Origin of the sequence: Plantibacter sp. VKM Ac-2885 (assembly GCF_015351205.1) — a bacterium.
Lineage (GTDB): Bacteria > Actinomycetota > Actinomycetes > Actinomycetales > Microbacteriaceae > Plantibacter > Plantibacter auratus.
The window spans coordinates 2,075,240-2,097,219 of the sequence record NZ_JADKSK010000001.1; the positions used below are offsets into that span (position 1 = coordinate 2,075,240).

Consider the following 21,980-nt stretch of genomic DNA (forward strand, 5'->3'; position numbering starts at 1 on the left):
CTATGCTGACGACGTGTTCTCCGGTCTGCTCCTCCTTAGCTGCCGCGACGAGTCCTAGTTCCAGGCCTCCCTCGTCGCGGAGTTCGTCATTGGCTCACCCCCAATCCCACGAGGAGATCCCAGGATCATGAAGAACACCCAGACCCCATCAGGCATGCCGGTCCATCGCTACCGCGCCTACCAGGACCAGTTCGACGTCTCGCTGCCCGATCGCACGTGGCCTGACCGTCGGATCACCGAGGCCCCGCGCTGGTGCGCCGTCGACCTCCGCGACGGCAACCAGGCCCTCATCGACCCGATGAGCCCCGAGCGCAAGCGCATCATGTTCGACCTGCTCGTGAAGATGGGCTACAAGGAGATCGAGGTCGGGTTCCCGAGCGCGAGCCAGACCGACTTCGACTTCGTCCGCAGCCTCATCGACGAGGGTGCGATCCCCGAGGACGTCACCATCCAGGTGCTGACCCAGGCCCGCGACCACCTCATCGAACGCACCTACGAGTCGCTGCGCGGCGCGAAGCAGGCGATCGTGCACCTGTACAACTCGACGAGCATCCTGCAGCGCGACGTCGTGTTCCGCAGCGACAAGCAGGGCATCATCGACCTCGCCCTCCACGGCGCCCGGAAGTGTCGCGAGATGGAGTCGACGGTCCCCGGGACGCAGATCTACTACGAGTACTCGCCGGAGAGCTACACCGGTACCGAGCTCGAGTTCGCCGTCGACATCTGCAACCAGGTGGTCGAGGTCCTCGAGGCGACGCCCGACCGCAAGGTCATCATCAACCTGCCGTCGACGGTCGAGATGGCCTCGCCGAACGTCTACGCGGACTCGATCGAGTGGATGAGCCGCAACCTGGCCAACCGCGAGAACATCATCATCTCCCTGCACCCGCACAACGACCGCGGAACCGCGATCGCGGCAGCCGAGCTCGGCTACCTGGCCGGCGCCGACCGGATCGAGGGGTGCCTCTTCGGGAACGGTGAGCGGACCGGCAACGTCGACCTCGTCGCCCTCGGCATCAACATGTTCACGCAGGGTGTCGACCCGCAGATCGACTTCAGCGACATCGACGAGGTCAAACGGACGGCCGAGCACTGCAACCAGCTGCCGGTGCACGAGCGCAGCCCGTGGGCGGGCGACCTCGTCTTCACAGCCTTCAGCGGTTCGCACCAGGACGCGATCAAGAAGGGCTTCGAGGCGATGTCCGTCGACGCCGTCTCGCAGGGCAAGGACGTCGCCGACCTCGAGTGGGCTGTCCCGTACCTGCCGGTCGATCCGCAGGACCTGGGGCGCAGCTACGAGGCGGTCATCCGCGTGAACTCGCAGTCGGGCAAGGGCGGTGTCGCCTACCTGCTCAAGACCGATCACGCGATCGACCTGCCGCGGCGCCTGCAGATCGAGTTCTCCGGCGTCGTCCAGGCGAAGACCGACGCCGAGGGCGGCGAGGTGACGAGCGGCCAGATCTGGTCGATCTTCCAGGACGAGTACCTTCCGGCCGCGGTCGCGGACGCCAAGTGGGGTCGGTTCGAACTGCAGTCCACGAAGACGTCGAGCGACCTCGCCGGCACCGTGGTCCTCGAGGTCGCCCTTCGCGACGGCGAACAGGTCGAGGAGCGCACCTCGACCGGCAACGGCCCGATCGCGGCCTTCCTCAACCTGCTCTCCGGCCGCGGCATCGAAGTCACGCTGTACGACTACGTCGAGCACACGCTGAGCGCCGGAGGCGACGCCGAGGCGGCCGCCTACGTCGAGCTCCAGGTGAACGACCAGCGCCTCTGGGGCGTCGGCATCGACGGCGACATCGCGACGGCCTCGCTCAAGGCCGTCGTCTCGGCGGTCAACCGGGCCGTGCGCACGCAGGTCGAGGCGCGGGAACTGGCCTCCATCTGACGATCCCGCTGCGCCGGGTCGGCCTTCGGGTCGGCCCGGCGCAGCGCTGTCCTCCGGTGTACACCCGGAGGATGATCTTCCCGCGCGAGGACGGGGTGACCGGCCGCCAGGTCGTACGGTTGGGGGATGCTCCGCTCGCTCCGACCCGGCCAACTGGCCCTCGACATCGCGCTGCCCTCGGTGCTGTTCCTCGTCACGTTCGCGGCATACGCCGCTCGGCCGACCCAGTACGTCATCGTCCTGCTCGGCATGTGCGTGGCGCTCGCCCTCCGCCGCCTGGCTCCCGGGATCTCCCTCGCCGTCGCCTGGGTCACGGCGCTTGCGCAGATGCTGCTCCTCCTGGCACCCGATCCCGCGAACTTCGCGATCCCGGTCGTGCTCTACGCGGCGGCGAGTTACGGCGGACGGGCCCTGCGCTGGATCTCCTTCGCCTCTGCGTTCGTCGGAGCCGCGCTCATCGCGTTCTATGTGATCGTCGTCCCGAGCTGGACCTCCAACATCTCCGCTGAGATCAGCACCTTCGGTCTGGCGAACGACATGACACCGGTCGCGCAGGTGACGGTCGGGCTGTTCATGTTCCTCGCGTTCGCCGCCTTCTTCGGCCTCGCTTGGACCGCAGGTGTCCTCATGCGCACCTGGCGGCTCGCCCGCGAGAGCCGACAGGCGCAGCTCCTGGCCGAGCGCGACGTCGCGGTCGAGCAGGAGCGCAACCGGATCGCGCGCGACATGCACGACGTGGTCGCGCACTCCCTCGCCGTGGTCATCGCGCAGGCCGACGGTGCCCGATATGCGCTGGCCGCAGACCCGGACTCGGCCGACCAGGCGTTGCGGACGATCTCGAGCATCTCCCGCGAGGCCCTCGCCGACGTCCGGGTGTTGCTCGCGCAATTGCGATTCCAACAGACCGAGGGCCCGCAGCCGGTCATGGCCGACCTGGACCGGCTCTACGAGCAGTTGCGAGGAGCCGGACTGGACGTGGTGGTCCAGAGCCACGGTCAGGAACGACCGGTGGCGACCGGTTCGCAGCTCGCCGTCTACCGGATCATCCAGGAAGCGCTCACGAACGCGCTCCGACACGGCGACCATCGGGGGCCGATCGACGTCCATCTCGACTGGACCGGACCCGAGCTGCAGCTCTGGGTCGTCAACCGGGCCAAGGTCGAACCGCCGAAGGCCGGCACGGGGCACGGACTCGCCGGGATGAACGAGCGCGCTACGCTGGCAGGCGGCAGGTTCGGGACGACCCTGGTGGACGGTCTCTTCACCGTCTACGCATCGATCCCGTACGCGACGGTGGGAGTGACGAGATGACCGATCCGAGTGACGAGATGACCGATCCGAGTGACGCGACGGCAGCGGGGGCGATCACGATCGCGCTGGTCGACGACCAGGCGCTGTTCCGAGGCGGGATCCGCATGCTCATCGGTTCGCAGCCGGACCTCCGTGTCGTCGGCGAGGCCTCCGACGGGCGTCAAGCGGTCGAGCTGGCCGCACGCACGCGCCCGCAGGTCATCCTCATGGACGTCCGGATGCCGGTCATGGACGGGATCGAGGCGACGAAGACGATCCTGGCGGAGGCGGACGCGCGCGGGGGCGAGCGGCCACGGATCGTCGTGCTGACGACCTTCGATCTCGATGAGGCGGCCGCGACGGCGATCCGAGCCGGTGCGAGCGGGTTCCTGCTCAAGGACGCGGAGCCGGAGTTCCTGCTCGCAGCGATCCGCACCGTCCATGCCGGGAACGCGGTCATCGCCGCGTCGGCCACCCGCGAGCTGTTCGAGCACTTCCAGCAGGCGCCGGCTGCTCCGGCCGCACCGCAGCGGTATGCCGAGCTCACGGCGCGCGAGCGGGAGATCTTCCTCCTCGCGGCGCGCGGGCTGAGCAACTCCGAGATCGCCGCCGCCGAGTTCCTCAGCGAGGCGACCGTGAAGACGCACATCAGCCGGATCTTCGCGAAGCTCGAGGTGCGCGACCGGGTCCAGCTCGTCGTGTTCGCCTTCGAGCACGGCTTGGTCTGACGGCGGTCCAGCGGGCACCTGTGGAGTGATCGAGGATCATCCCCGCGATGTACCAGGGTCGCTCGTGCGCCCGACGCGCACCCGGCACCTCGCTCCGTAGCTTCGGAGTATGACCACTTCAGCACAACAGTCCGTCGTCGCCAGCGTCCACGGACTCCGGAAGAGCTACGGACCAGCCGACAACCAGGTCGTCGCCCTCGACGGCGTCGGCCTCGAGATCGAGCGGGGCCGCTTCACCGCCATCATGGGCCCGAGCGGCTCGGGTAAGTCGACGCTCATGCACATCATGGCCGGCCTCGACCAGGCCACCGCGGGGCGGGTGTGCCTCGGTGACCAGGACATCACGGACCTCGACGACGGGCAGCTCACGATCCTCCGTCGGCGTCGTATGGGCTTCGTGTTCCAGGCCTTCAACCTGGTCCCGACGCTCGACGTCGCGGCCAACATCCGGCTGCCCTTCGAACTCGACGCCCGCCGTCCGACCGGTGAGGAGCAGAGCTGGATCGACGTGCTCGTGAGCACGCTCGGACTCGCCTCCCGACTCGGGCACCGCCCGCACGAACTCTCGGGCGGACAGCAACAGCGCGTCGCGATCGCGCGTGCCCTTGCGACGCGACCCGAGCTCCTCTTCGCGGACGAACCGACCGGCAACCTCGACTCGCGCACCGGGCGGAGCGTCCTGGCCCTGCTGGCGGCGGCCAGCACCGAATACGGGCAGAGCATCGCGATGGTGACGCACGACCCGATCGCCGCGAGCTACGCGGACCGGATCGTGTTCCTCGCGGACGGCCGGGTGGTCGAGGACCGTCCCCGATCGACCGCCGAGCAGATCTCAGCGCTCATGCTCAACATGGAGCGTGCGGCATGAGCCGGGCGGACCTCGGCCCCCGGGCCCGCGAGCATCGCGCGAGCCTCCTCGTCGCGACGCTCAGCGCCTCGTTCGGCGTCCTGTTGCTCATGGTCACGAGTGTGCTCTCCACCTTCATCCTGGCCGACGACGTCACGGGGTCGAGCGGCACCGTGGTGATCATGCTCATCCTCGCGGCCGCCGTGTTCGTCTCGTTGGCGGTGTACGTCGGTGCGATCGTCACGGCGAACACGTTCGCGACGATCGTCGCCGGGCGGACGAGGACGATCGCGCTGCTCCGCCTGATCGGTTCGACGGCGCGATCGCAGCGTCGCGCCGTCGCGAAGGAGGGCGTCGTCGTCGGCCTGCTCGGCGGGGGAGCCGGGCTGCTCGTCGGGCTCCTCGCGACCTTCGCGCTCGTGCGGATCGGGGTCGCGACCGGTGTGCTGCCCGAGTTGCCGTACGCGATCGTCGAACCGGCCGTGCTCCTGCCGGTCGTCGCAGTCGTCCTGACCACGTGGCTCGCGTCCTGGATCGGCGCGCGTCGCGTCCTGACGGTCACCCCGATGCAGGCGATCGGAGGATCGCAGGAGTTGAGCCGGGAGGAGGCCACCGCGCGGCCCGCCCGGAACGCGGTCGCGATCGGTCTCTTCGTGGTCGGTGTCCTGCTCCTGCTCGCCGGTGTCGGCGTCGGGCTCGTGTCGCCGCTCGGCGTGCTCATCGGCATCGTCGGCGGGATCGTCTCCTTCTCCGGCCTCGTGCTCGGTGCGCACCTCGTGATGCCGCCGGCGCTGCGGTTGGTCGGTCGGCTGTTCGGCACCTCCGCGACGGCTCGACTCGCCGCCGAGAACGCCGTCCGCTACCCGGAGCGCAGTTCACGAACCACGATCGGTCTGGTGATCGGCGTCACCCTCGTGACGATGTTCGCGGTCGCAGCGGCCAACTTCCAGGAGTTCGTGCTGAACGCGCAGGCTGCGAATCCGGAGGTCTACGAGGGCACGCAGGCCGTGGTCGCGACGACCGTCGGCGTCTTCTCCGCCCTCATCGGGTTGAGCGCGCTCATCGCCGCGGTCGGGATGGTCAACAACCTCTCGCTCAGCGTCCTGCAACGCACCCGCGAACTCGGGCTGCTCCGCGCCCTGGGGTTCTCCGCAGCGCAGATCCGTCGCATGATCGTGATCGAGGCGGCCCAGTTGACGATCGCGGCCGTCGTCGTCGGCCTCGTCCTCGGGACGTTCTACGGGTGGGCAGGTGCCCAGTCGATGCTCGGCGCGATCAACGGTTCGCCCGGGCTGATCTTCCCGGTCATCCCGTGGGCCATCGTCGCCGTGATCGTCGTGCTCGCCGCACTCCTCACGGCTGTGGCCTCGGTCGCCCCATCACGTCGGGCGACCCGGATCGCGCCCGTCGCGGCACTCGCGGTCGACTGAGACGACTCAGCCGCGCGTCGAGCGGCGCCAGATCCGCCATCCGCCGATCTGGCGCTGCTCGGGCAACGTCCACCCGAACCGGACCGCCAGGAGGCGGATCACCGCGGTCGAGGAGACACCGACGATCGCCGCGATCCCGAGCGGCGCACCGAAGGTCACGGCGAGGACGAGGAGGGCGGTCCCGACCGCGGCCGCCACGGCGTAGAGCGACCCGACGTGCATGAGGGCGACGGGGACACCGAGCATGACGTCGCGGAGCACCGATCCTCCGACAGCGGAGACGGTGCCGACGAAGATCGCCGGGATGACCGGCAGGCCGGCTGCCAGGGCTTTGGTGGAGCCGATCGCTCCGAACATGCCGATCGTCAGGGCGTCGAGACCGATGATGACCGGCCCGAGCCTCGTGATGGTGCGCAGGAGGAACATCCCGAGCAGGGCGGCTCCCGAGGCGACGGGGAGGTACCAGTTGTTCTGGAGGGACGCCGGCACCTGTCCGAGGAGGATGTCGCGGATGAGACCGCCGCCGAGTCCGACGACGACGCCGATGATGGCGACGCCGAGCCAGTCGAGCTGACGATCCTGGAATCTGGCCGCGAACATCGCGCCCTGGACGGCGCCGATGGCGACCGCCGAGAGGTCGACCCACAGCGGAACGACGAAGAGGACCTCGTTCACGGCTTCATCTCTCCAGGCGCTCCTTCGATCCCCGACGGCGGTTCCCGGGTCACGTTGTCGGTGCGAGGCGGGATAATCGATGCGTGCCGGTATATCGAGACGAAGTGGTGGTGTTGCGGACCCACAAGCTCGGCGAGGCCGACCGCATCGTCACCATGCTCTCACGCAGCAGGGGCAAGATCCGGGCGGTCGCCAAGGGTGTCCGTCGCACCGGCTCCAAGTTCGGGTCCCGGCTCGAGCCGTTCATGGTCGCCGACGTCCAGTTCTACGAGGGCCGCAGCCTCGACACCATCACCCAGGCCGAGTCGCTCGGTTCGTACGGCGCCGAGATCAGCGCCGACTACGGGAGCTACACCGCCGCCAGCGCGATGGTCGAGACGGCCGATCGCCTGACGGAGTCCGAGGGCTCCCTGCAGCAGTACCTGCTGCTCGTCGGCGCCCTGCGGTCGCTCTCGAAGCATGAGCACGGTCCGCGGCTCACCCTCGACTCCTACCTGCTCCGTGCGTTCTCGCTCGCCGGTTGGGCACCGAGCTTCGGCGCCTGCTCGAGGTGCGGCACGGAGGGCGAGTACTCCCACGTGGTCGTGCAGCTCGGCGGGGTCGTCTGCGACGACTGCGCGCCCTCGGGCAGCCCTCGCTTGGACGCCGACACCCTCTCGCTCCTCGGAGCACTGCTCTCCGGCGACTGGGAGTACGCGGAGGCCGCCGCCGAGCAGACGGCGTCACGGGCGAGCGGGTTCACCGCCGCCTACGCGCAATGGCATCTGGAGCGCGGCCTGCGGTCGCTCGCGCACCTCGAACAGGATCGGAGCCGCGGGTGACCCCGAAGCCATACACCCACCGCGACGCGGTGCCGTTCAAACCGATCGACTGGACGGGGGAGGTCCCGCCCGAGTTCGCGAAGGGCGAGGTGCCGTCGCACGTCGCGATCGTCATGGACGGCAACGGCCGGTGGGCGAACCGACGCGGACTCACGCGTGTCGAAGGGCACAAGGCGGGCGAGGCCGCACTCCTCGACGTCGTGGCCGGTGCCCTGCAACTCGGGATCAAGCACCTGTCGGTGTACGCGTTCTCGACGGAGAACTGGAAGCGCTCACCCGACGAGGTCCGCTTCCTCATGGGGTTCAACCGCGAAGTGCTCCATCGACGGCGCGACCAACTGAACGAGTGGGGCGTGCGCGTGCGCTGGTCGGGGCGTCGGCCGCGGCTGTGGACCTCGGTCATCAAGGAGCTCCAGACGGCGGAGGAGCTGACGCGCGACAACGACCGCCTGACGCTCACCATGTGCGTCAACTACGGCGGTCGCAACGAGATCGTCGACGCGGTCCGCAGCATCGCCGACGACGTCGCCGCCGGCCGCATCAAGCCGTCGGCCGTCTCGGAGCGTCTCGTCCAGAGTCGGCTCTACCTGCCCGACCTCCCGGACGTCGACCTCTTCGTCCGGAGCTCCGGGGAGCAGCGCACCAGCAACTTCCAGCTGTGGCAGTCGGCCTACGCGGAGATGGTCTTCCTCGACACCCTCTGGCCCGACTTCGGGCGGCGTCAGCTCTGGGAGGCCGTCGAGCGGTACGCCGGACGTGACCGCCGCTTCGGCGGCGCGCGCGACGTGCCAGACGCCCCGGCGCCCTCGGGGGAATGACCGACGGGTGTCGGTGGTTGGCCCTGACATGAGTGAACCCATCAAGATCGACATCTGGTCCGACATCGCCTGCCCGTGGTGCTACATCGGCAAGCGCAAGTTCGAGCGGGGTGCGGCGGAGTTCGCGCAGCTCGGCGACGGACGCGAGGTCGAGGTCGAGTACCACTCCTTCGAGCTGGCACCCGACACCCCGGTCGACTTCGACGGCACCGAGATCGACTTCCTCGTGAAGCACAAGGGCATGCCGGCCGACCAGGTGCAGCAGATGCTCGATCGGGTGACGGGGATCGCCTCGGACGCCGGTCTCGAGTACGACTTCGGCATCCTCCAGCACACGAACACGGTGAAGGCGCACGAACTCCTGCACCTCGCCAAGGCGGAGGGGAAGCAGCTCGAGATGACCGAGCGCCTCCTACGGGCCTACTTCACCGAGGGCCGTCATGTCGGTCGCATCGAGGACCTCGCCGACCTCGCCGTCGAGGTGGGGCTCGACCGGTCCGCCGTGGTCTCGGCGCTGGAATCCGGCCAGTACACGCAGGCGGTCCGCGAGGACCAGGCGACGGCACAGGGGTACGGCATCCAGGGCGTCCCGTTCTTCGTCATCGACGGCGCCTACGGGGTGTCCGGGGCGCAGGAGGCGGCCGCGTTCACGCAGGTCCTCGAGCAGGTCTGGACGGAACGCGCGAGCACCGAGCCGGTGCAGGCGTGAGCACGGAGACGGCGTCCCCTGAGCGCAGCGTCGATGATCAGCAGCCCGCAACGGTCCGGCCGGCGCTCCGACTCCTCGGGGGCGACGCCGTCGTCTGCGAGGGCGACAGTTGTCTCGTGCTCCCGCCGGAGCCGGCTCAGGACTGAGGCTCCTCCGGCTCGGTGAGGTCCGCGGTGACGGCGCCGATGGCGGTGAGGTACTCCGCCGTGTCGACGAAGGCGCTCCACCCGTGCTCGCCGGCGCCGATCGAGATGCGCCCACCGCGCTCGAGGATGCGCTCGTCCGCGTAGACGGGGAGTGGAGCGCTCGCACCGAGGACGGTGATGGTGCCCCGCTCGTAGCCGGTCGCCTGGAACGCGGTCGCCGCGTCCGGCATCGCGAGCTTGTTCACACCGAGCAGCGTGCGGAACGGCGGCCAGGAGATCTTGCGGCCGCCCGGCACGAGGGCGAAGAGGTAGTCGCCGCTGCGACGCTTCACGACGATCGTCTTGACGATGTCCGCGGGCTCGATGCCGAGCAGCTCCGCCGCCTCGTGGAGACTGCGCGCGGGCGGTCGCTCGACCAGCTCCACGTCGAGACCGAGTGCGGCGGCCGCTGCTCGGACGCGCTCGCGGCCGGACGGCTGGAGGTCGGCGGGCGGGACGGCGTCTGACATGTGGTCCTCACTGGGCGCGGGAGCGCCGATCATCTGGGAGAATCGAGGGTGATGTCTCTTCCTACCACGCTCTCGCAGCGCCCGAGCCTCGCGATCGGGCCCATCGTGCTCGACTCGCCGGTCGTGCTCGCCCCCATGGCCGGGATCACCAACACGGCGTTCCGTCGCCTGTGCCGCGAATACGGCGCCGGACTGTACGTCAGCGAGATGATCACCTCCCGTGCGCTCGTCGAACGCACGCCGGAGACCATGCGGCTCATCCAGCACCACGAGAGCGAGACGCTCCGGTCCATCCAGCTCTACGGCGTCGACCCGAAGACGGTCGCCGAGGCCGTCACCATGCTCGTCGCCGAGGATCGCGCCGACCACATCGACCTCAACTTCGGCTGCCCGGTGCCCAAGGTCACCCGCAAGGGCGGGGGAGCGGCGCTGCCCTGGAAGACCGGGCTCTTCCGCGACATCGTCGAGGGCGCGGTCCGTGCCGCAGGCGACGTCCCGCTCACGATCAAGATGCGCAAGGGCATCGACTCCGACCACCTCACCTACCTCGAGGCCGGCCGGATCGCCGAGGGCGCCGGCGTGGCGTCGATCGCGCTGCACGCCAGGACCGCCGCCGAGTTCTACTCCGGCCACGCGGACTGGTCGGCGATCACCAAGCTCAAGGAGACGGTCACCTCGGTGCCGGTCCTCGGGAACGGCGACATCTGGTCGGGCGAGGACGCCCTCAGGATGGTCGACGAGACGGGTTGCGACGGCGTCGTCGTGGGCCGCGGTTGCCTCGGTCGCCCCTGGCTCTTCGGCGACCTCAGCTCGGCGTTCGCCGGCGAGGGCGGCAAGGCAGAGCCGTCCCTGGGCGACGTCGCGGCCGCGTTCCGGCGTCACGCCGAGCTCCTGGCAGAGTTCTTCGAGAGCGAGGAGCGCGGCTGCCGCGACATCCGGAAGCACGTCGCCTGGTACTTCAAGGGCTACCCCGTCGGTGGTGACCTCCGCGCGAGCCTTGCGACCGTGGAGTCGCTCGACCAGCTCGACGACCTGCTCGCGACCCTCGACTGGACGGCCCCCTACCCGGGTGCCGCAGCCGAAGGCCAGCGTGGGCGCGCCGGCACGCCGAAACGACCGGCACTGCCGTACGGCTGGCTCGACTCGCAGTCGCTGGGTGCCGACGAGCAGACCGAGATCGCGGGAGCGGAACTGGACCACAGTGGCGGATAGCATCATCGAGCGGGGGAGCGTCTCCACGGACCGGGACGGCTACACCCTGCACGACGAAGAACGCTGGATGCCCGAGCACCACTCGACGCGACGCTCCGACTTCGCCCGCGATCGTGCACGGTTATTGCACTCCAGTGCCCTGCGGCGACTCGCCGCCAAGACACAGGTGCTCAGCCCGACGAGCGGTGTCGACTTCGCGCGGAACCGTCTGACCCATTCCCTCGAGGTTGCGCAGGTCGGTCGCGAGCTGGCAGCCAGCCTCGACCTCGCTCCGGACGTCGTCGACACGGCGTGCCTCGCGCACGACCTCGGTCACCCGCCGTTCGGTCACAACGGCGAACGAGCACTCAACGACTGGTCCGCCGCGATCGGCGGGTTCGAGGGCAACGCCCAGACCCTGCGGATCCTCACGCGCCTCGAATCCAAGGTCTTCGGTCCCGACGGCGAGCCGTACGGTCTGAACCTCACGCGCGCGAGCCTCGACGCCAGCTGCAAGTACCCGTGGCCGGCCGCCCAGTCGGTGCCGGATCCCGGTGGTCGCGCCAAGTTCGGGTTCTTCGACGAGGACTCTGCGGCCTTCCGCTGGTTGCGAGCCGGCGCTCCCGAGCGCGTCCGCTGCGTCGAGGCGCAGGTCATGGACCTCGCGGACGACATCGCGTACTCCGTGCACGACTTCGAGGACGCCGTCGTCGGGGAGTACATCGACCCGGCGTTCCTGAACGCGCGCGCAGGACACGACCGCCTCATCGACACGGCGCTGTCCTGGGCCGGCGACGACTTCACCCACGAGGACCTCGCCGCCGCCTTCGACCGGCTGCAGTCCTCGCACACCTGGATCACCGCCTGGGACGGCTCCCGGCGCGACCTCGGTCGCCTCAAGAACTTCACGAGCCAGATGATCGGTCGGTTCGCCGGTGCGGCGACCGCGGCGACCCGCGAGGCCTTCCCGCAGGCCAGCCTCGTGCGGTTCGGGGCTGACGTCGTGGTGCCCCACGGCATCCAGGCCGAGATCGCCCTCCTCAAGGGGATCGTGGCCGCGTTCGTGATGTACAGCGACTCCCGCCAGCCGCTGTACGTCCGGCAGCGGGAGATCCTCATCGAACTGTCGGACGCGGTGTTCGCGCTCGGCGAGTCGGCCCTCGACGTCGGCTTCGCGGCGGACTGGCGGGCAGCCGGGTCCGACGCGGAACGCCGTCGCGTCGTCGTCGACCAGATCGCGAGCCTGACCGATCAGAGCGCCCTCTCCTGGCATGAACGGCACGTCGGCGCCTGACGCTCCTCCACACGGGAGCGGGCCTCCGACTCCGCTGCGCGGAGGCCCTCAGGGATGGACGATGGACGCACGAGACTAGGATCGAAGCATGGCCGGACGGATTCGACAGAGCGATGTTGAAGAGGTCAAGGCACGCACCAACATCGGCGACGTCGTCGGCGACTACGTCTCGCTGAAGTCCGCCGGCGTCGGCTCGCTGAAGGGCTTGTGCCCCTTCCACGACGAACGCAGCCCGAGCTTCCACGTGCGCCCCACGGTCGGGCTGTACCACTGCTTCGGCTGTGGCGAGAGCGGCGACGTCTACAGTTTCCTGCAGAAGATGGACCACGTGACGTTCGCGGAGTCGGTGGAACGTCTCGCTCAGCGCATCGGGTACCCGCTCAGCTACGAGGAGGGCGGCGGCAAGGTCGATCACGGCAACCGGGCTCGGCTCTTCGCCGCCAACCAGGCTGCCGCCGAGTACTTCCAGCAGCAGCTCCACGACGGCGACGCCGACCTCGGGCGGCGGTTCCTCGGCGAACGCGGCTTCGACGCCGCCGCTGCCGACCACTTCGGGATCGGGTTCGCGCCTGCCGGCTGGGACCACCTCATGAAGGCGCTGCGGTCTCGCGGATTCTCCGACGAGGAGATGCTCGCGGCCGGGCTCGTGTCGAGCGGCGACCGCGGGGTCTACGACCGGTTCCGCGGACGCCTCATCTGGCCCATCCGCGACACGACCGGGCAGGTGCTCGGCTTCGGCGCCCGGCGCCTCCGCGACGACGACAAGGGGCCGAAGTACCTCAACACCCCGGAGACGGCGATCTACCACAAGGCGCAGGTCCTCTACGGCCTCGACCTTGCCAAACGCGACATCTCGCGCGGCAAGCGCGTCGTCGTCGTCGAGGGGTACACCGACGTCATGGCCTGCCACTTGGCGGGGGAGACCACCGCGGTGGCGACCTGCGGGACCTCGTTCGGGGTCGACCACATCAAGATGATCCGCCGCGTCATGGGCGACGACTCCGCCACCGGCGAGGTCATCTTCACGTTCGACCCTGATGAGGCCGGGCAGAAGGCTGCGACGCGTGCGTTCGGTGAGGAGAAGCGGTTCTCCGCCCAGACGTACGTCGCCGTGTCCTCCGACGGCCTCGACCCCTGCGACCTCCGCCTCAACCGCGGCGACGGCGCCATCCGGAAGCTGGTCGACGGCCGCGAGCCGATGTTCGAGTTCATCATCCGGCGCACGCTGGCGGGATTCGACCTCGAGACGGTCGAGGGCCGGGTCGGCGCACTCCGGGCGGCCGCTCCGGTCGTCGCCGAGATCCGCGATCCCTCGCTCCGTCCCGGGTATACCCGGGTGCTCGCGAAGCAGCTCGGCATGGAACTCGACGAGGTGGCCCGCGCCGTGCGGGCTGCCGGCGGTGCCGCCGCAGGAGGCTCACAGAACTCCGCACGAGACGCCCGCCAGCAGGGCACCGGCGCACCCGCTGCCGAGCCGCCGCGCGAGCGACAGGCCTCGCTCAACGACCTGCCCAAGGACCCATCGACGCGCCTCGAGCAAGACGCCCTCCGTGCGATCCTGCAGCTGCCCCAGCACCTCGAACGCCCCATGCTGGAGCGCGCGGTCCAGAGCTCGGTCGCCAACAGTTCCCTCGCCGTGGTGCGCGACGCCATGAGTGTGAGCCTGGACCACCTCGGGACGAACGCCTGGCTCGAGACCGTCATCGCACAGGTCCCACCCGGCTTCGACGGACTGGTCCGCGAGCTCGGGGTGTCACCACTGCCCGAGACGAACGAGGAGAAGCTGCCGAGCTATGTCCGGGACATCGCGCGGGCGCTGATCGACCGCGACCTCCTCGGTCGGAAGGCGGCCTTGCTCGGGTCGTTGCGCCGTACCGACCCCCGCGACGAGTCGCACCGGGAGATCACGCGGCAGCTCGCGGACGTCGAGGCGGAACGGCGTGCGCTCCGCGCCGAGGCCTGACGCGGTCCGCCTCCACCGAGCGTGGCACGTGGCCCCGCCGGGATCGCCGGATACACTCGATGGCGATCCGGTGGCTCCCCGTGCACCGGAAGGAGAGGTCTCATGAAGCACCCAGAGCAGGACGGACCGGCGGTCCGGGCGAGCGATCTGAGCGTCGACTACGCCGCGCACGGCGTGAGCCCGAGCAATCGAGCCCTGGACGGCATCAGCTTCGAGCTGCCCGTCGGCGGCTCGCTCGGGGTCATCGGCAGCTCGGGCTCGGGGAAGAGCACGCTCATGCGCGTGTTGTCCGGACGCCACCTGACCGGAGCGGACTCCCGTCCGTTCGTGTCCGGCGGCGACGCGAGCACGCTCGGTCGCTCCATGCGCAAGGTGGGCCGCAAAGAACTCACGAAACTCACGTTCGAAGTGTCGCTGCTCGAGCAGGAGGCCGGTGCGCACCTGAAGCCCGAACTCACCGTCACGGAGCTCATTTCCGAACCCGTCCTCGCGCGCGACAAGAAGTTCAGCGAGCAGGCGCTCGGCGTCCGGGTCGCCACACTGCTGGACGCCGTGCAGATGCCCCTCTCCAGCCTCGACAAGTACCCCTACGAGCTGAGCGGTGGTCAGCGGCAGCGCATCGCGATCGCGCGCGCCCTCGTCCTCGGTCCGAAGGTGTTCATCGCCGACGAACCGACGGCCGGCATCGACATCACGGTCCGGCACACGGTGACCGAGTTGCTCGACGGGTTCCGACGCGACGGCGGCACGGTCATCGTCGTGACGCACGACCTCGCGATGCTCCGCGAGGTGACCGACGACGTCCTGGCGCTCCACCAGTCGCGGGTCGTGGGCTACGGCCCGATCGACGCGATGCTCGCCGATCCGCCGCACGAGTTCCTCGCAGCGCTCGCCCAGTCGGGCGGCACCGAGACCCAGTACGAGACGCCCGAGGCCGTCGGCATCGATTGATCGCGTGTCGATTTGGAGTCTGCGAATCCTTTGCTACAGTAGATACGCGCTGCAACGCAGAGGCCGGATTCGTCCGGCCGGTCGAAGCACGTATTCCTCGATAGCTCAATTGGCAGAGCAATCGACTGTTAATCGATAGGTTGTTGGTTCGAGTCCAACTCGAGGAGCTGCACAGAATCCCTCGGTCCATATGGACCGGGGGATTCGTCGTTCGAGGCCGGTTTCACGAAACCGGCAGGGACGCCGTAGACTAGGCAACGAGGCCCGAAGACTCCACTCTTCGGGCCTCGTTGCATGTCCGGACACCCTGCGCCTGTCGAGGGGACACCGTGCCGATCGTGCCGGCGTCGTCTCCGTCGAGGTGGTTCAGCCCTCGAGGTCGTCGCGACCCGGGAGCCAGGAGATCCCGGGCACGCCCCAGCCCGCCTTGCGGATCGCCTTCGCCGCTCGGCGCGAGTGCGGCAGTTCGAGGCGGTCCACGTAGAGCACGCCGTTGAGGTGGTCGAACTCGTGCTGCAGGATGCGTGCGCGCCAGCCGACGACCCGCAGCTCGACCGGGGCGCCCTCGAGGTCGGTCCCGATGAGCATGGCCGCTTCCGCTCGACGGAGCGGGTGCCGCTCGCCGGGGACGGAGAGGCAGCCCTCCGACTCATCCTCCTCGTCGAGCTCGCCCACCGGCGGGGGACTGATCCACAGCACCGGGTTGATCGCGACGCCGCGCCATGGCTGGCCGTCGTCGTCCTCGTAGCTGTAGACGAAGAGGCGGAGCGGCACGCCGACCTGCGGAGCCGCGAGCCCGACGCCGGGAGCCAGATCCATGGTCTCGTACATGTCGGCGACGAGCCGTCGGAGGTCGTCGTCCACCGTGGTGACCGGCCGGGCGACGGAGTGGAGCACCGGGTCACCGGTCACGTGGATCTCGAGAATTGCCATTGCTCGAGCCTATCCGCTGGGCTCGGCCTGCCGCGCCGGGATCAGCGGGACCGCGGGGTACCCTCGACGGGTGATCCACTCCGCCATCGACATCGCCGACCTCGCGGACGACTTCACCCGCAACCCCTCGCAGCTCCTCGGTATCCCGTTCGCGCTCCTCGGCGCTGTCTTCCTCTCGCTCGGCGCGCAGCTGCAGCACCGGGGCGTGGCCAAGGTCGAGTCGTCGAGCGGCACCGACGCGACGTCGGGGCTCAACGTCGCTCAGCTCCTGGCGCTGCTCAGTCGGCCGTCCTGGGTGACCGGAACGGTGATGCTCGGGCTCGCGATCGTGCTCCAGCTCGGCAGTCTGTCCCTCGCACCGATCACCCTCGTCCAGCCGTTGGGTGCGGTCGCGCTCGTCATCACCGCGGTGGTGAACAGCAGGATCAGCGGCGTCCGGTTGAACCGTCGATCGGTCGTCGCGATCGTCGCCTGCGTCGGCGGCGTCGGTCTGTTCGTGACGATCGCGGCGGTCTTCACGGGCGAGCAACGGATCACCGAGGCCGAGCTCGTCACGATCCTGGTGATGCTCGGCGTCGTGCTCGTCGTGTTCGGACTCGGTTTCATGGTGTTCCGTTCCCGCTTCACGGCCATCTTCTACATCGTCGGGACCGGCGTGCTCTACGGCTTCGTCGCGACGCTCGCCAAGGTCATCATCGGACGGCTGCAGCAGGGCGAGTTCGACTGGCTCACGGTCCTCTGCGGGCTCGGCCTCGTCGCCGCGAGTGCGCTCGGCGGCTACTTCGTGCAGACCGCCTACTCCTCGGGGCCGCCCGACCTGGTCATCGCGGGCCTCACCGTCATCGATCCGATGATCGCGGTCGGCATCGGCATCATCGTGCTGGGGGAGGCGAGCAACGCACCGTTCTGGGCTGGCTTCGGCTTCGTCGTGGCCGGCGCGATCGCCGTGTGGGGAGTCTTCCAGCTCGCTCGCCATCACCCACAGGTGAGCCAGACGCCGGCGGCCGCAGCAGCCGCGAAGGCCCTCGCGACCGGCGACGCGCCCGCCTGAGCCCTGGAGCCCGAACGGGCTGCAGGTATGCTTGAGCATGGCGTTCCGCGCCGCATCAGGGTCGTGAGCGACCGCCCGCACCCCCTCACATCACTGGCCAAGCACAGAGGAATCACCGATACCTTGACTTCTCCCGACGACCAGCACCTCGCGAAGGCGTCCAGCACGACGCCGAGCGCCGACACCCACAAGCCGCTGCGGGTGGTCATCGGTGCCGACACCTTCTCGCCCGACGTGAACGGCGCCGCACGCTTCGCCGAACGCCTCGCGGCCGGACTCGTCCGCCGAGGCCACGACGTCCACATCGTGGCGCCCGCCGGCTCGCGCAAGTTCGGCACGTGGAAGGAGACCCACGAGGGTCAGACGATGACGGCGCACCGCCTCTTCAGTCTCCGGTGGTACCCGCACGACTGGCTGCGCTTCGCGATGCCGTGGTCGATGCGACGGAACGCCCGGAAGATCCTCGACCGCGTGAAGCCCGACGTCGTGCACCTGCAGTCGCACATCGTGGTGGGCCGTGGCCTCTCGATCGAGGCCGAGCAACGCGGCATCCGCATGGTGGCGACGAACCACATCATGCCCGACAACATCCTCGACTTCACCGTCATCCCCAAGCGCACCCAGGAGTGGCTCGTCCGGACGCAGTGGGCTGCCGCCCGTCGCGTCTTCGATCGTGCCTTCGCCGTGACGACCCCGACGCGCAAGGCCGCCGACTTCCTGGAGCAGTTCACGGGCCTGACCGGTGTGCACGCGATCTCCTGCGGGATCGAGGCCGGACAGTACACGCCGTCGTTCGAACCGCGGAAGCGCAACACCATCCTCTTCGTGGGTCGCATCACGAGCGAGAAGCAGATCGACGTACTCCTGCGCGCGCTCACGAAACTCCCGAAGGAACTCGACGCCCACGTCGACGTCATCGGTGGCGGCGACCAGGCGAAGAACCTCGAGCAGCTGACCCAGCAGCTCGGCATCGGCGACCGCGTCCGATTCCTCGGCAAGGTGTCCGACGATGAGGTGAAGCAGGCCTACACGAACGCCACCGTCTTCGCGATGCCGTCCATCGCGGAGCTGCAGAGCATCGCGACGATGGAGGCCATGGCCTCCGGTCTCCCGGTGGTCGCGGCCGACGCCATGGCGCTGCCCCACCTCGTGCACGATCAGGTCAACGGGTACCTGTTCGAGCCGGGCAACGTCGACGCCCTGGCCGAGCGGCTCGCGACGGTACTCAGCGCCGCGCCCGAGGAGTACCGCCGGATGCAGGACGCCTCGTTGGAGCTCGTCTCCGCGCACGACATCGAGCGCACGCTCGACACCTTCGAAGCGCTCTACCGTGGCGAGCAGGTCGTCGACCCGACGACCGAGCGTCACACGGCGACCGCAGACCGCCAGGAATCCCGCGACTGACTCCCGCCCGGCGGGCCACTCGGTACACTGGATTCCGCACGGGGCGGTAGCCAAGCTGGTGAAGGCATTCGGCTCATAACCGAACGATGCGTGGGTTCAAGTCCCACCCGCCCTACCGAGATCCGGCCCCTGAGCCTTGGTTCCGGTCCCTGAGCTTGTCGAAGGGCGCCCTTCGACAAGCTCAGGGACCGGGATGGGGTGGCTCAGGGACCGGTGCAGGGTTGCTCAGGGACCGGTCAGTCCGCGAGGACGAGGGCGGCGGCACCGATGAGCGGCCCGTCGGCGTCGAGCCCGGCCGGGACCACGCGCAGCTCACGGGCGTAGGCGTGCAATGCCGAGGCGGTCGCAGCCTCTTGGACGAGGTCGAGGTAGTCGGGGGAGACCCGCGAGAAGCCGCCTCCGATCGCGACGCGTTCCAGGTCGAGCAGGGTCGTGATGCTACAGAGGGCTTCGCCGACGGCCTCGGCGGAACGTCGGACGGCGCGGATCGCGATTTCCGTTCCAGCTGCGTAGTCGGCCCCGAGCTGTTCGCCCGTCGTGCCGGTCCATCCCTGGGCGCGCGCCCAGGCGACCGTCGCGGTGCCTGACGCGATGCCCTCCAACGTCCAGGGTGTGCCGACGGCATCCGGTTCGCGTCGGCGGAGCTGCATCTGTCCGAGGTGGCCGGCGTTGCCCGAGGTGCCGGGGACGAGTCGGGATCCGAGGATGATCCCGCCACCGATCCCGGTCGAGACGACGATGCCCATACTGTTCTCGGTTCCGCGGAGTGCGCCCTGCCAATGCTCGGCCAAGGCGATGCAGGTGCCGTCGAGTCGGAGTTCCACCGGACCTGACGTGAAGCGCCGGAGCTCCGCCACGATGGGGAAGTCGGCGAGTCGGGGCAGGTTGATCGGCGAGACGGTCCCGTTGGTGCTGCCGATGGGGCCCGCCGAACCGATCCCGACACCGGACACCGGCCCGCCATGGGCCGCGGTGCTCCGTTCAGCGGTCTGGAGGATCGACGCCACGAGCTCCTCGCGGGTGGCCGCGGCGCCCGTCGGACCGCGGAACCGGGTGCCGGGCAGGATCCGTCCATGGGTGTCGACGACGGCCGCTTCGACCTTTGTGCCGCCGATGTCGATCGCGAGGGCCTCGTGCATCACCGCTCCATCCTGGAGGGCCGTCGGTCCGGGCCGGCTCCCGATCCAGCGTACTGGGAACGACACGGTTGTCATTCCTCCAGGTCATGGGGCATAATGCTCGTATCGGCGCGAGCCGTACAACTGCATACACGGAGGTCCGGTCAGCCGGACAGCGGCATGGATCACACTGCATGGGTCGTTGGGGAAGACGCACCCGGACGCAGTGGAGGAATCATGTCGACACCGATGACGAAGGGTGTGCTGTTCGTGCACTCGTCGCCTCGCGCGCTCTGCCCGCACCTCGAATGGGCGGCAGGTCGCGCTCTTGGTCGTGCCATCAGTTTCGACTGGGAAGACCAGCCGATCCTCCGCGGTGCGCAGCGTGCCGAGGTCTTCTGGGAAGGCCCGCACGGCACTGGAGCCGCACTCGCTTCAGCCCTGCGCGGCTGGGAGCACCTCCGCTACGAGGTGAGCGAAGACCCGGCCCAGGGTGTCGACGGTGCCCGGTGGATGCACACGCCCGACCTCGGGATCTTCTACGCACAGACCGACAGCATCGGCAACGTGGTTGTCCCGGAGGATCGCATTCGCTACGCCATGGAGGTCGGCGCCGGGAACGCCGCCGAACTCCAGCGCGAACTCCGCGTCGCGCTCGGACAACCGTGGGACGACGAACTCGAGCCGTTCCGTCACGCCGGCGACGGGTCCTCCGTCATCTGGCTGCACAACGTGGGCTGATCCGGCCCCGCCGGCGCGGCGGCACCGCGCACGCGAGACAACTTCACAGACGACAGGGTGCCCACGTGGCGTGGACCGTGCGAGGTCGGTGACACTCCCGGCAGACACGAGGTGACGAAACGGCGGCACCCTGGTCAGTAGACGACGACGGGTCGTGGTGCGTGCACCACGACCCGTCGTCGTCTCCGTCGCGGACGGCTCAGTAGCTTCGGAACGCGACGACCGCGTTGTGACCGCCGAACCCGAACGAGTTGCTGATGGCGAGCAGGTCGCCGGCCCCGAGCTCACGCGGCGTCGTGACGACGTCGAGCGGGATCTCCGGGTCCTGGTTGTCGAGGTTGATGGTCGGCGGGATGACCCGGTGGTGCAGGGCGAGCGCCGTGTAGGCCGCTTCGATGGCGCCCGCGCCGCCGAGGAGGTGGCCGGTCGAGGCCTTGGTGGCCGTCACGGCGATGTCGTCGAGGTGGGCACCGAAGACCCGACGCAGCGCGTTGTACTCCGCGATGTCGCCGACGGGCGTGCTCGTGGCGTGTGCGTTGACGTGCACGACGTCGTCGAGCGACGCGCCGCCGTTCTCGACGGCCGCACGCATGGCGCGGGCAGCAGCCGAACCCTCGGGATCGGGAGCGGTGATGTGGTACGCGTCGCTCGTCACCGCACCACCGAGGAGCTCGGCGTAGATGCGGGCGCCACGGGCCTTGGCGTGCTCCTCGGTCTCGACGATGAGCGCTGCGGCGCCCTCACCGAGGACGAATCCGTCGCGGTCGACGTCGTAGGGACGCGAGGCAATGGCGGGGTCGTCATTGCGCTTGGACAACGCCTGCATCGCTGCGAAGGACGCGAGCGGGAGCGGGTGGATGGCGGCTTCGGAGCCACCGGCCACGACGATGTCGGCGAGGCCGGCCTGGAGGTGGTCGTAGGCGTTGGCGAGCGACTCGGTGCTTGACGCACAAGCGGAGACGACGGTGCGCTCTCCGCCTCGGGCACCGAGGTCCATGCCGATCGCCGCTGCCGGGCCGTTCGGCATGAGCATCGGGACGGTCATGGGGAGGACGCGGCGGGGGCCCTTCTCGCGCAGGGTGTCCCAGGCGTCCAGGAGCGTCCACACGCCGCCGATGCCGGTGGCCCAGTCGACGAGGAGTCGCTCCGGGTCGACCTCGGGGGCGCCGGCGTCCTGCCAGGCCTCGCGCGCGGCGATCAGGGCGAACTGGCTCGACGGGTCGAGGCGCTTGACCTCACGACGGTCGAGGATGTCCGCGGTGGGGACGGCGGCCTGCGCGGCGAAGCGTACGGGCAGCTCGAGCTCTTCAGCCCATGGCTGCTCGAGACGGCTCGCACCGCTCTTGCCGGCGAGGAGGTTGTCCCAGGAGTCGGTGGCGTTGCCGCCGAGGGGAGTGGTGGCACCGATGCCGGTGATGACGATGCGTTTGGTGGTCATTCAGTCAAACCTTCTGTGGAGACGACGAGGGGGTC

At 69.3% G+C, this 21,980-nt stretch carries 20 protein-coding genes and 2 tRNA genes; 17 read left to right on the forward strand and 5 right to left on the reverse strand.

Translation table 11 applies throughout. The features are described 5' to 3' along the window. Nucleotides 1-127: 127 nt before the first annotated feature. From leuA to ITJ66_RS10010, 5 genes are all read left to right on the forward strand, one after another. Nucleotides 128-1,888, forward strand: coding sequence for a 2-isopropylmalate synthase (gene leuA, locus ITJ66_RS09990; protein ID WP_079705755.1), 1,761 nt, complete (start codon nt 128-130; stop codon nt 1,886-1,888). 126 nt (nt 1,889-2,014) lie between these two features. Next, nucleotides 2,015-3,199: a sensor histidine kinase gene (locus tag ITJ66_RS09995; RefSeq protein WP_194644490.1), complete on the forward strand. Its 1,185-nt coding sequence runs from the start codon at nt 2,015-2,017 to the stop codon at nt 3,197-3,199. Beyond that, nucleotides 3,196-3,906, forward strand: coding sequence for a response regulator transcription factor (locus tag ITJ66_RS10000; RefSeq protein WP_228501554.1), 711 nt, complete (start codon nt 3,196-3,198; stop codon nt 3,904-3,906). Before ITJ66_RS09995 ends, ITJ66_RS10000 begins: the two co-directional genes overlap by 4 nt. A gap of 109 nt (nt 3,907-4,015) precedes the next feature. After that, a complete protein-coding gene (locus tag ITJ66_RS10005) occupies nt 4,016-4,774 on the forward strand; it encodes an ABC transporter ATP-binding protein (RefSeq protein ID WP_194644491.1) in 759 nt (252 codons plus the stop codon). Then, complete coding sequence (locus ITJ66_RS10010; RefSeq protein ID WP_194644492.1) at nt 4,771-6,183, forward strand: FtsX-like permease family protein; 1,413 nt, start codon at nt 4,771-4,773, stop codon at nt 6,181-6,183. The genes ITJ66_RS10005 and ITJ66_RS10010 overlap by 4 nt, the downstream gene beginning before the upstream one ends. 6 nt (nt 6,184-6,189) lie before the next feature. Here ITJ66_RS10010 and ITJ66_RS10015 read toward each other — a convergent pair whose 3' ends face one another. Further along, entirely contained in the window at nt 6,190-6,858 is a 669-nt protein-coding gene (locus ITJ66_RS10015; protein WP_079705760.1) for a trimeric intracellular cation channel family protein, read from the reverse strand. Between the two features lie 83 nt (nt 6,859-6,941). Here ITJ66_RS10015 and recO point away from each other — a divergent pair, with 83 nt between their 5' ends. From recO to ITJ66_RS10030, 3 genes are read left to right on the forward strand one after another with little or no spacing between them, the layout of a single operon-like run. Then, entirely contained in the window at nt 6,942-7,679 is a 738-nt protein-coding gene (gene recO / locus ITJ66_RS10020; RefSeq protein WP_064293640.1) for a DNA repair protein RecO, read from the forward strand. Further along, nucleotides 7,676-8,497, forward strand: a complete 822-nt coding sequence (locus ITJ66_RS10025; protein ID WP_124769218.1) for an isoprenyl transferase — start codon at nt 7,676-7,678, stop codon at nt 8,495-8,497. Before recO ends, ITJ66_RS10025 begins: the two co-directional genes overlap by 4 nt. A 28-nt stretch (nt 8,498-8,525) precedes the next feature. Continuing rightward, the gene (locus ITJ66_RS10030) at nt 8,526-9,206 is read left to right on the forward strand and encodes a DsbA family protein (protein WP_085510728.1); all 681 of its coding nucleotides are present in this window, start codon (nt 8,526-8,528) and stop codon (nt 9,204-9,206) included. Between the two features lie 136 nt (nt 9,207-9,342). On the opposite strand, the gene ITJ66_RS10035 is transcribed toward ITJ66_RS10030, so the two are convergent. Further along, nucleotides 9,343-9,861 (reverse strand): aminoacyl-tRNA deacylase, encoded by a 519-nt coding sequence (locus tag ITJ66_RS10035; protein ID WP_194644493.1) that lies wholly within the window; start codon nt 9,859-9,861, stop codon nt 9,343-9,345. A gap of 51 nt (nt 9,862-9,912) precedes the next feature. Here ITJ66_RS10035 and dusB point away from each other — a divergent pair, with 51 nt between their 5' ends. The 5 genes from dusB to ITJ66_RS10060 all read left to right on the forward strand — a co-directional run bounded on the left by dusB (nt 9,913) and on the right by ITJ66_RS10060 (nt 15,427). Beyond that, nucleotides 9,913-11,073 carry a tRNA dihydrouridine synthase DusB gene (gene dusB, locus ITJ66_RS10040; protein WP_085510729.1) on the forward strand — a complete coding sequence of 387 codons (1,161 nt, stop codon included), beginning with the start codon at nt 9,913-9,915 and terminating at the stop codon, nt 11,071-11,073. Nucleotides 11,074-11,140: 67 nt separating this feature from the next. Further along, complete coding sequence (locus tag ITJ66_RS10045) at nt 11,141-12,346, forward strand: deoxyguanosinetriphosphate triphosphohydrolase (RefSeq protein ID WP_194644818.1); 1,206 nt, start codon at nt 11,141-11,143, stop codon at nt 12,344-12,346. An 88-nt stretch (nt 12,347-12,434) separates the two neighbouring features. Continuing rightward, complete coding sequence (gene dnaG / locus ITJ66_RS10050; RefSeq protein WP_137241788.1) at nt 12,435-14,309, forward strand: DNA primase; 1,875 nt, start codon at nt 12,435-12,437, stop codon at nt 14,307-14,309. Nucleotides 14,310-14,411: 102 nt separating this feature from the next. After that, nucleotides 14,412-15,260, forward strand: a complete 849-nt coding sequence (locus ITJ66_RS10055; RefSeq protein WP_194644494.1) for an ATP-binding cassette domain-containing protein — start codon at nt 14,412-14,414, stop codon at nt 15,258-15,260. Between the two features lie 94 nt (nt 15,261-15,354). After that, nucleotides 15,355-15,427 (forward strand) — tRNA-Asn (locus ITJ66_RS10060). Nucleotides 15,428-15,626: 199 nt separating this feature from the next. On the opposite strand, the gene def is transcribed toward ITJ66_RS10060, so the two are convergent. Continuing rightward, entirely contained in the window at nt 15,627-16,193 is a 567-nt protein-coding gene (def, locus tag ITJ66_RS10065; RefSeq protein WP_194644495.1) for a peptide deformylase, read from the reverse strand. A gap of 70 nt (nt 16,194-16,263) precedes the next feature. On the opposite strand from def, the gene ITJ66_RS10070 reads away from it, so the two are divergent. The 3 genes from ITJ66_RS10070 (at nt 16,264) to ITJ66_RS10080 (ending at nt 18,763) form a co-directional block, all read left to right on the forward strand. Then, on the forward strand, nt 16,264-17,244 hold the full coding sequence (locus ITJ66_RS10070) for a DMT family transporter (RefSeq protein WP_370582607.1): 981 nt from the start codon (nt 16,264-16,266) through the stop codon (nt 17,242-17,244). Nucleotides 17,245-17,367: 123 nt separating this feature from the next. Next, complete coding sequence (locus ITJ66_RS10075; RefSeq protein ID WP_370582608.1) at nt 17,368-18,648, forward strand: glycosyltransferase; 1,281 nt, start codon at nt 17,368-17,370, stop codon at nt 18,646-18,648. A gap of 40 nt (nt 18,649-18,688) precedes the next feature. After that, a tRNA-Ile gene (locus tag ITJ66_RS10080) sits at nt 18,689-18,763 on the forward strand. Between the two features lie 121 nt (nt 18,764-18,884). Here ITJ66_RS10080 and ITJ66_RS10085 read toward each other — a convergent pair. Next, entirely contained in the window at nt 18,885-19,853 is a 969-nt protein-coding gene (locus ITJ66_RS10085; protein ID WP_370582609.1) for an ROK family protein, read from the reverse strand. Nucleotides 19,854-20,003: 150 nt separating this feature from the next. On the opposite strand from ITJ66_RS10085, the gene ITJ66_RS10090 reads away from it, so the two are divergent. Further along, a complete protein-coding gene (locus ITJ66_RS10090) occupies nt 20,004-20,507 on the forward strand; it encodes a DUF3145 domain-containing protein (RefSeq protein ID WP_064293650.1) in 504 nt (167 codons plus the stop codon). Between the two features lie 199 nt (nt 20,508-20,706). Here the strand turns inward: ITJ66_RS10090 and ITJ66_RS10095 are convergent, their stop codons facing one another. Further along, on the reverse strand, nt 20,707-21,945 hold the full coding sequence (locus ITJ66_RS10095) for a beta-ketoacyl synthase (RefSeq protein WP_194644498.1): 1,239 nt from the start codon (nt 21,943-21,945) through the stop codon (nt 20,707-20,709). Nucleotides 21,946-21,980: the final 35 nt, after the last annotated feature.

What these genes read in the sequence shown, in the direction of transcription:
- leuA (WP_079705755.1), top strand. Translation starts at nt 128, where the DNA reads ATGAAGAACACCCAGACCCCATCAGGCATGCCGGTCCATCGCTACCGC.
- ITJ66_RS09995 (WP_194644490.1), top strand. Translation starts at nt 2,015, where the DNA reads ATGCTCCGCTCGCTCCGACCCGGCCAACTGGCCCTCGACATCGCGCTG.
- ITJ66_RS10000 (WP_228501554.1), top strand. Translation starts at nt 3,196, where the DNA reads ATGACCGATCCGAGTGACGAGATGACCGATCCGAGTGACGCGACGGCA.
- ITJ66_RS10005 (WP_194644491.1), top strand. Translation starts at nt 4,016, where the DNA reads ATGACCACTTCAGCACAACAGTCCGTCGTCGCCAGCGTCCACGGACTC.
- ITJ66_RS10010 (WP_194644492.1), top strand. Translation starts at nt 4,771, where the DNA reads ATGAGCCGGGCGGACCTCGGCCCCCGGGCCCGCGAGCATCGCGCGAGC.
- ITJ66_RS10030 (WP_085510728.1), top strand. Translation starts at nt 8,526, where the DNA reads ATGAGTGAACCCATCAAGATCGACATCTGGTCCGACATCGCCTGCCCG.
- ITJ66_RS10035 (WP_194644493.1), bottom strand. Translation starts at nt 9,861, where the DNA reads ATGTCAGACGCCGTCCCGCCCGCCGACCTCCAGCCGTCCGGCCGCGAG.
- dusB (WP_085510729.1), top strand. Translation starts at nt 9,913, where the DNA reads ATGTCTCTTCCTACCACGCTCTCGCAGCGCCCGAGCCTCGCGATCGGG.
- ITJ66_RS10045 (WP_194644818.1), top strand. Translation starts at nt 11,141, where the DNA reads ATGCCCGAGCACCACTCGACGCGACGCTCCGACTTCGCCCGCGATCGT.
- dnaG (WP_137241788.1), top strand. Translation starts at nt 12,435, where the DNA reads ATGGCCGGACGGATTCGACAGAGCGATGTTGAAGAGGTCAAGGCACGC.
- ITJ66_RS10055 (WP_194644494.1), top strand. Translation starts at nt 14,412, where the DNA reads ATGAAGCACCCAGAGCAGGACGGACCGGCGGTCCGGGCGAGCGATCTG.
- def (WP_194644495.1), bottom strand. Translation starts at nt 16,193, where the DNA reads ATGGCAATTCTCGAGATCCACGTGACCGGTGACCCGGTGCTCCACTCC.
- ITJ66_RS10090 (WP_064293650.1), top strand. Translation starts at nt 20,004, where the DNA reads ATGTCGACACCGATGACGAAGGGTGTGCTGTTCGTGCACTCGTCGCCT.
- ITJ66_RS10095 (WP_194644498.1), bottom strand. Translation starts at nt 21,945, where the DNA reads ATGACCACCAAACGCATCGTCATCACCGGCATCGGTGCCACCACTCCC.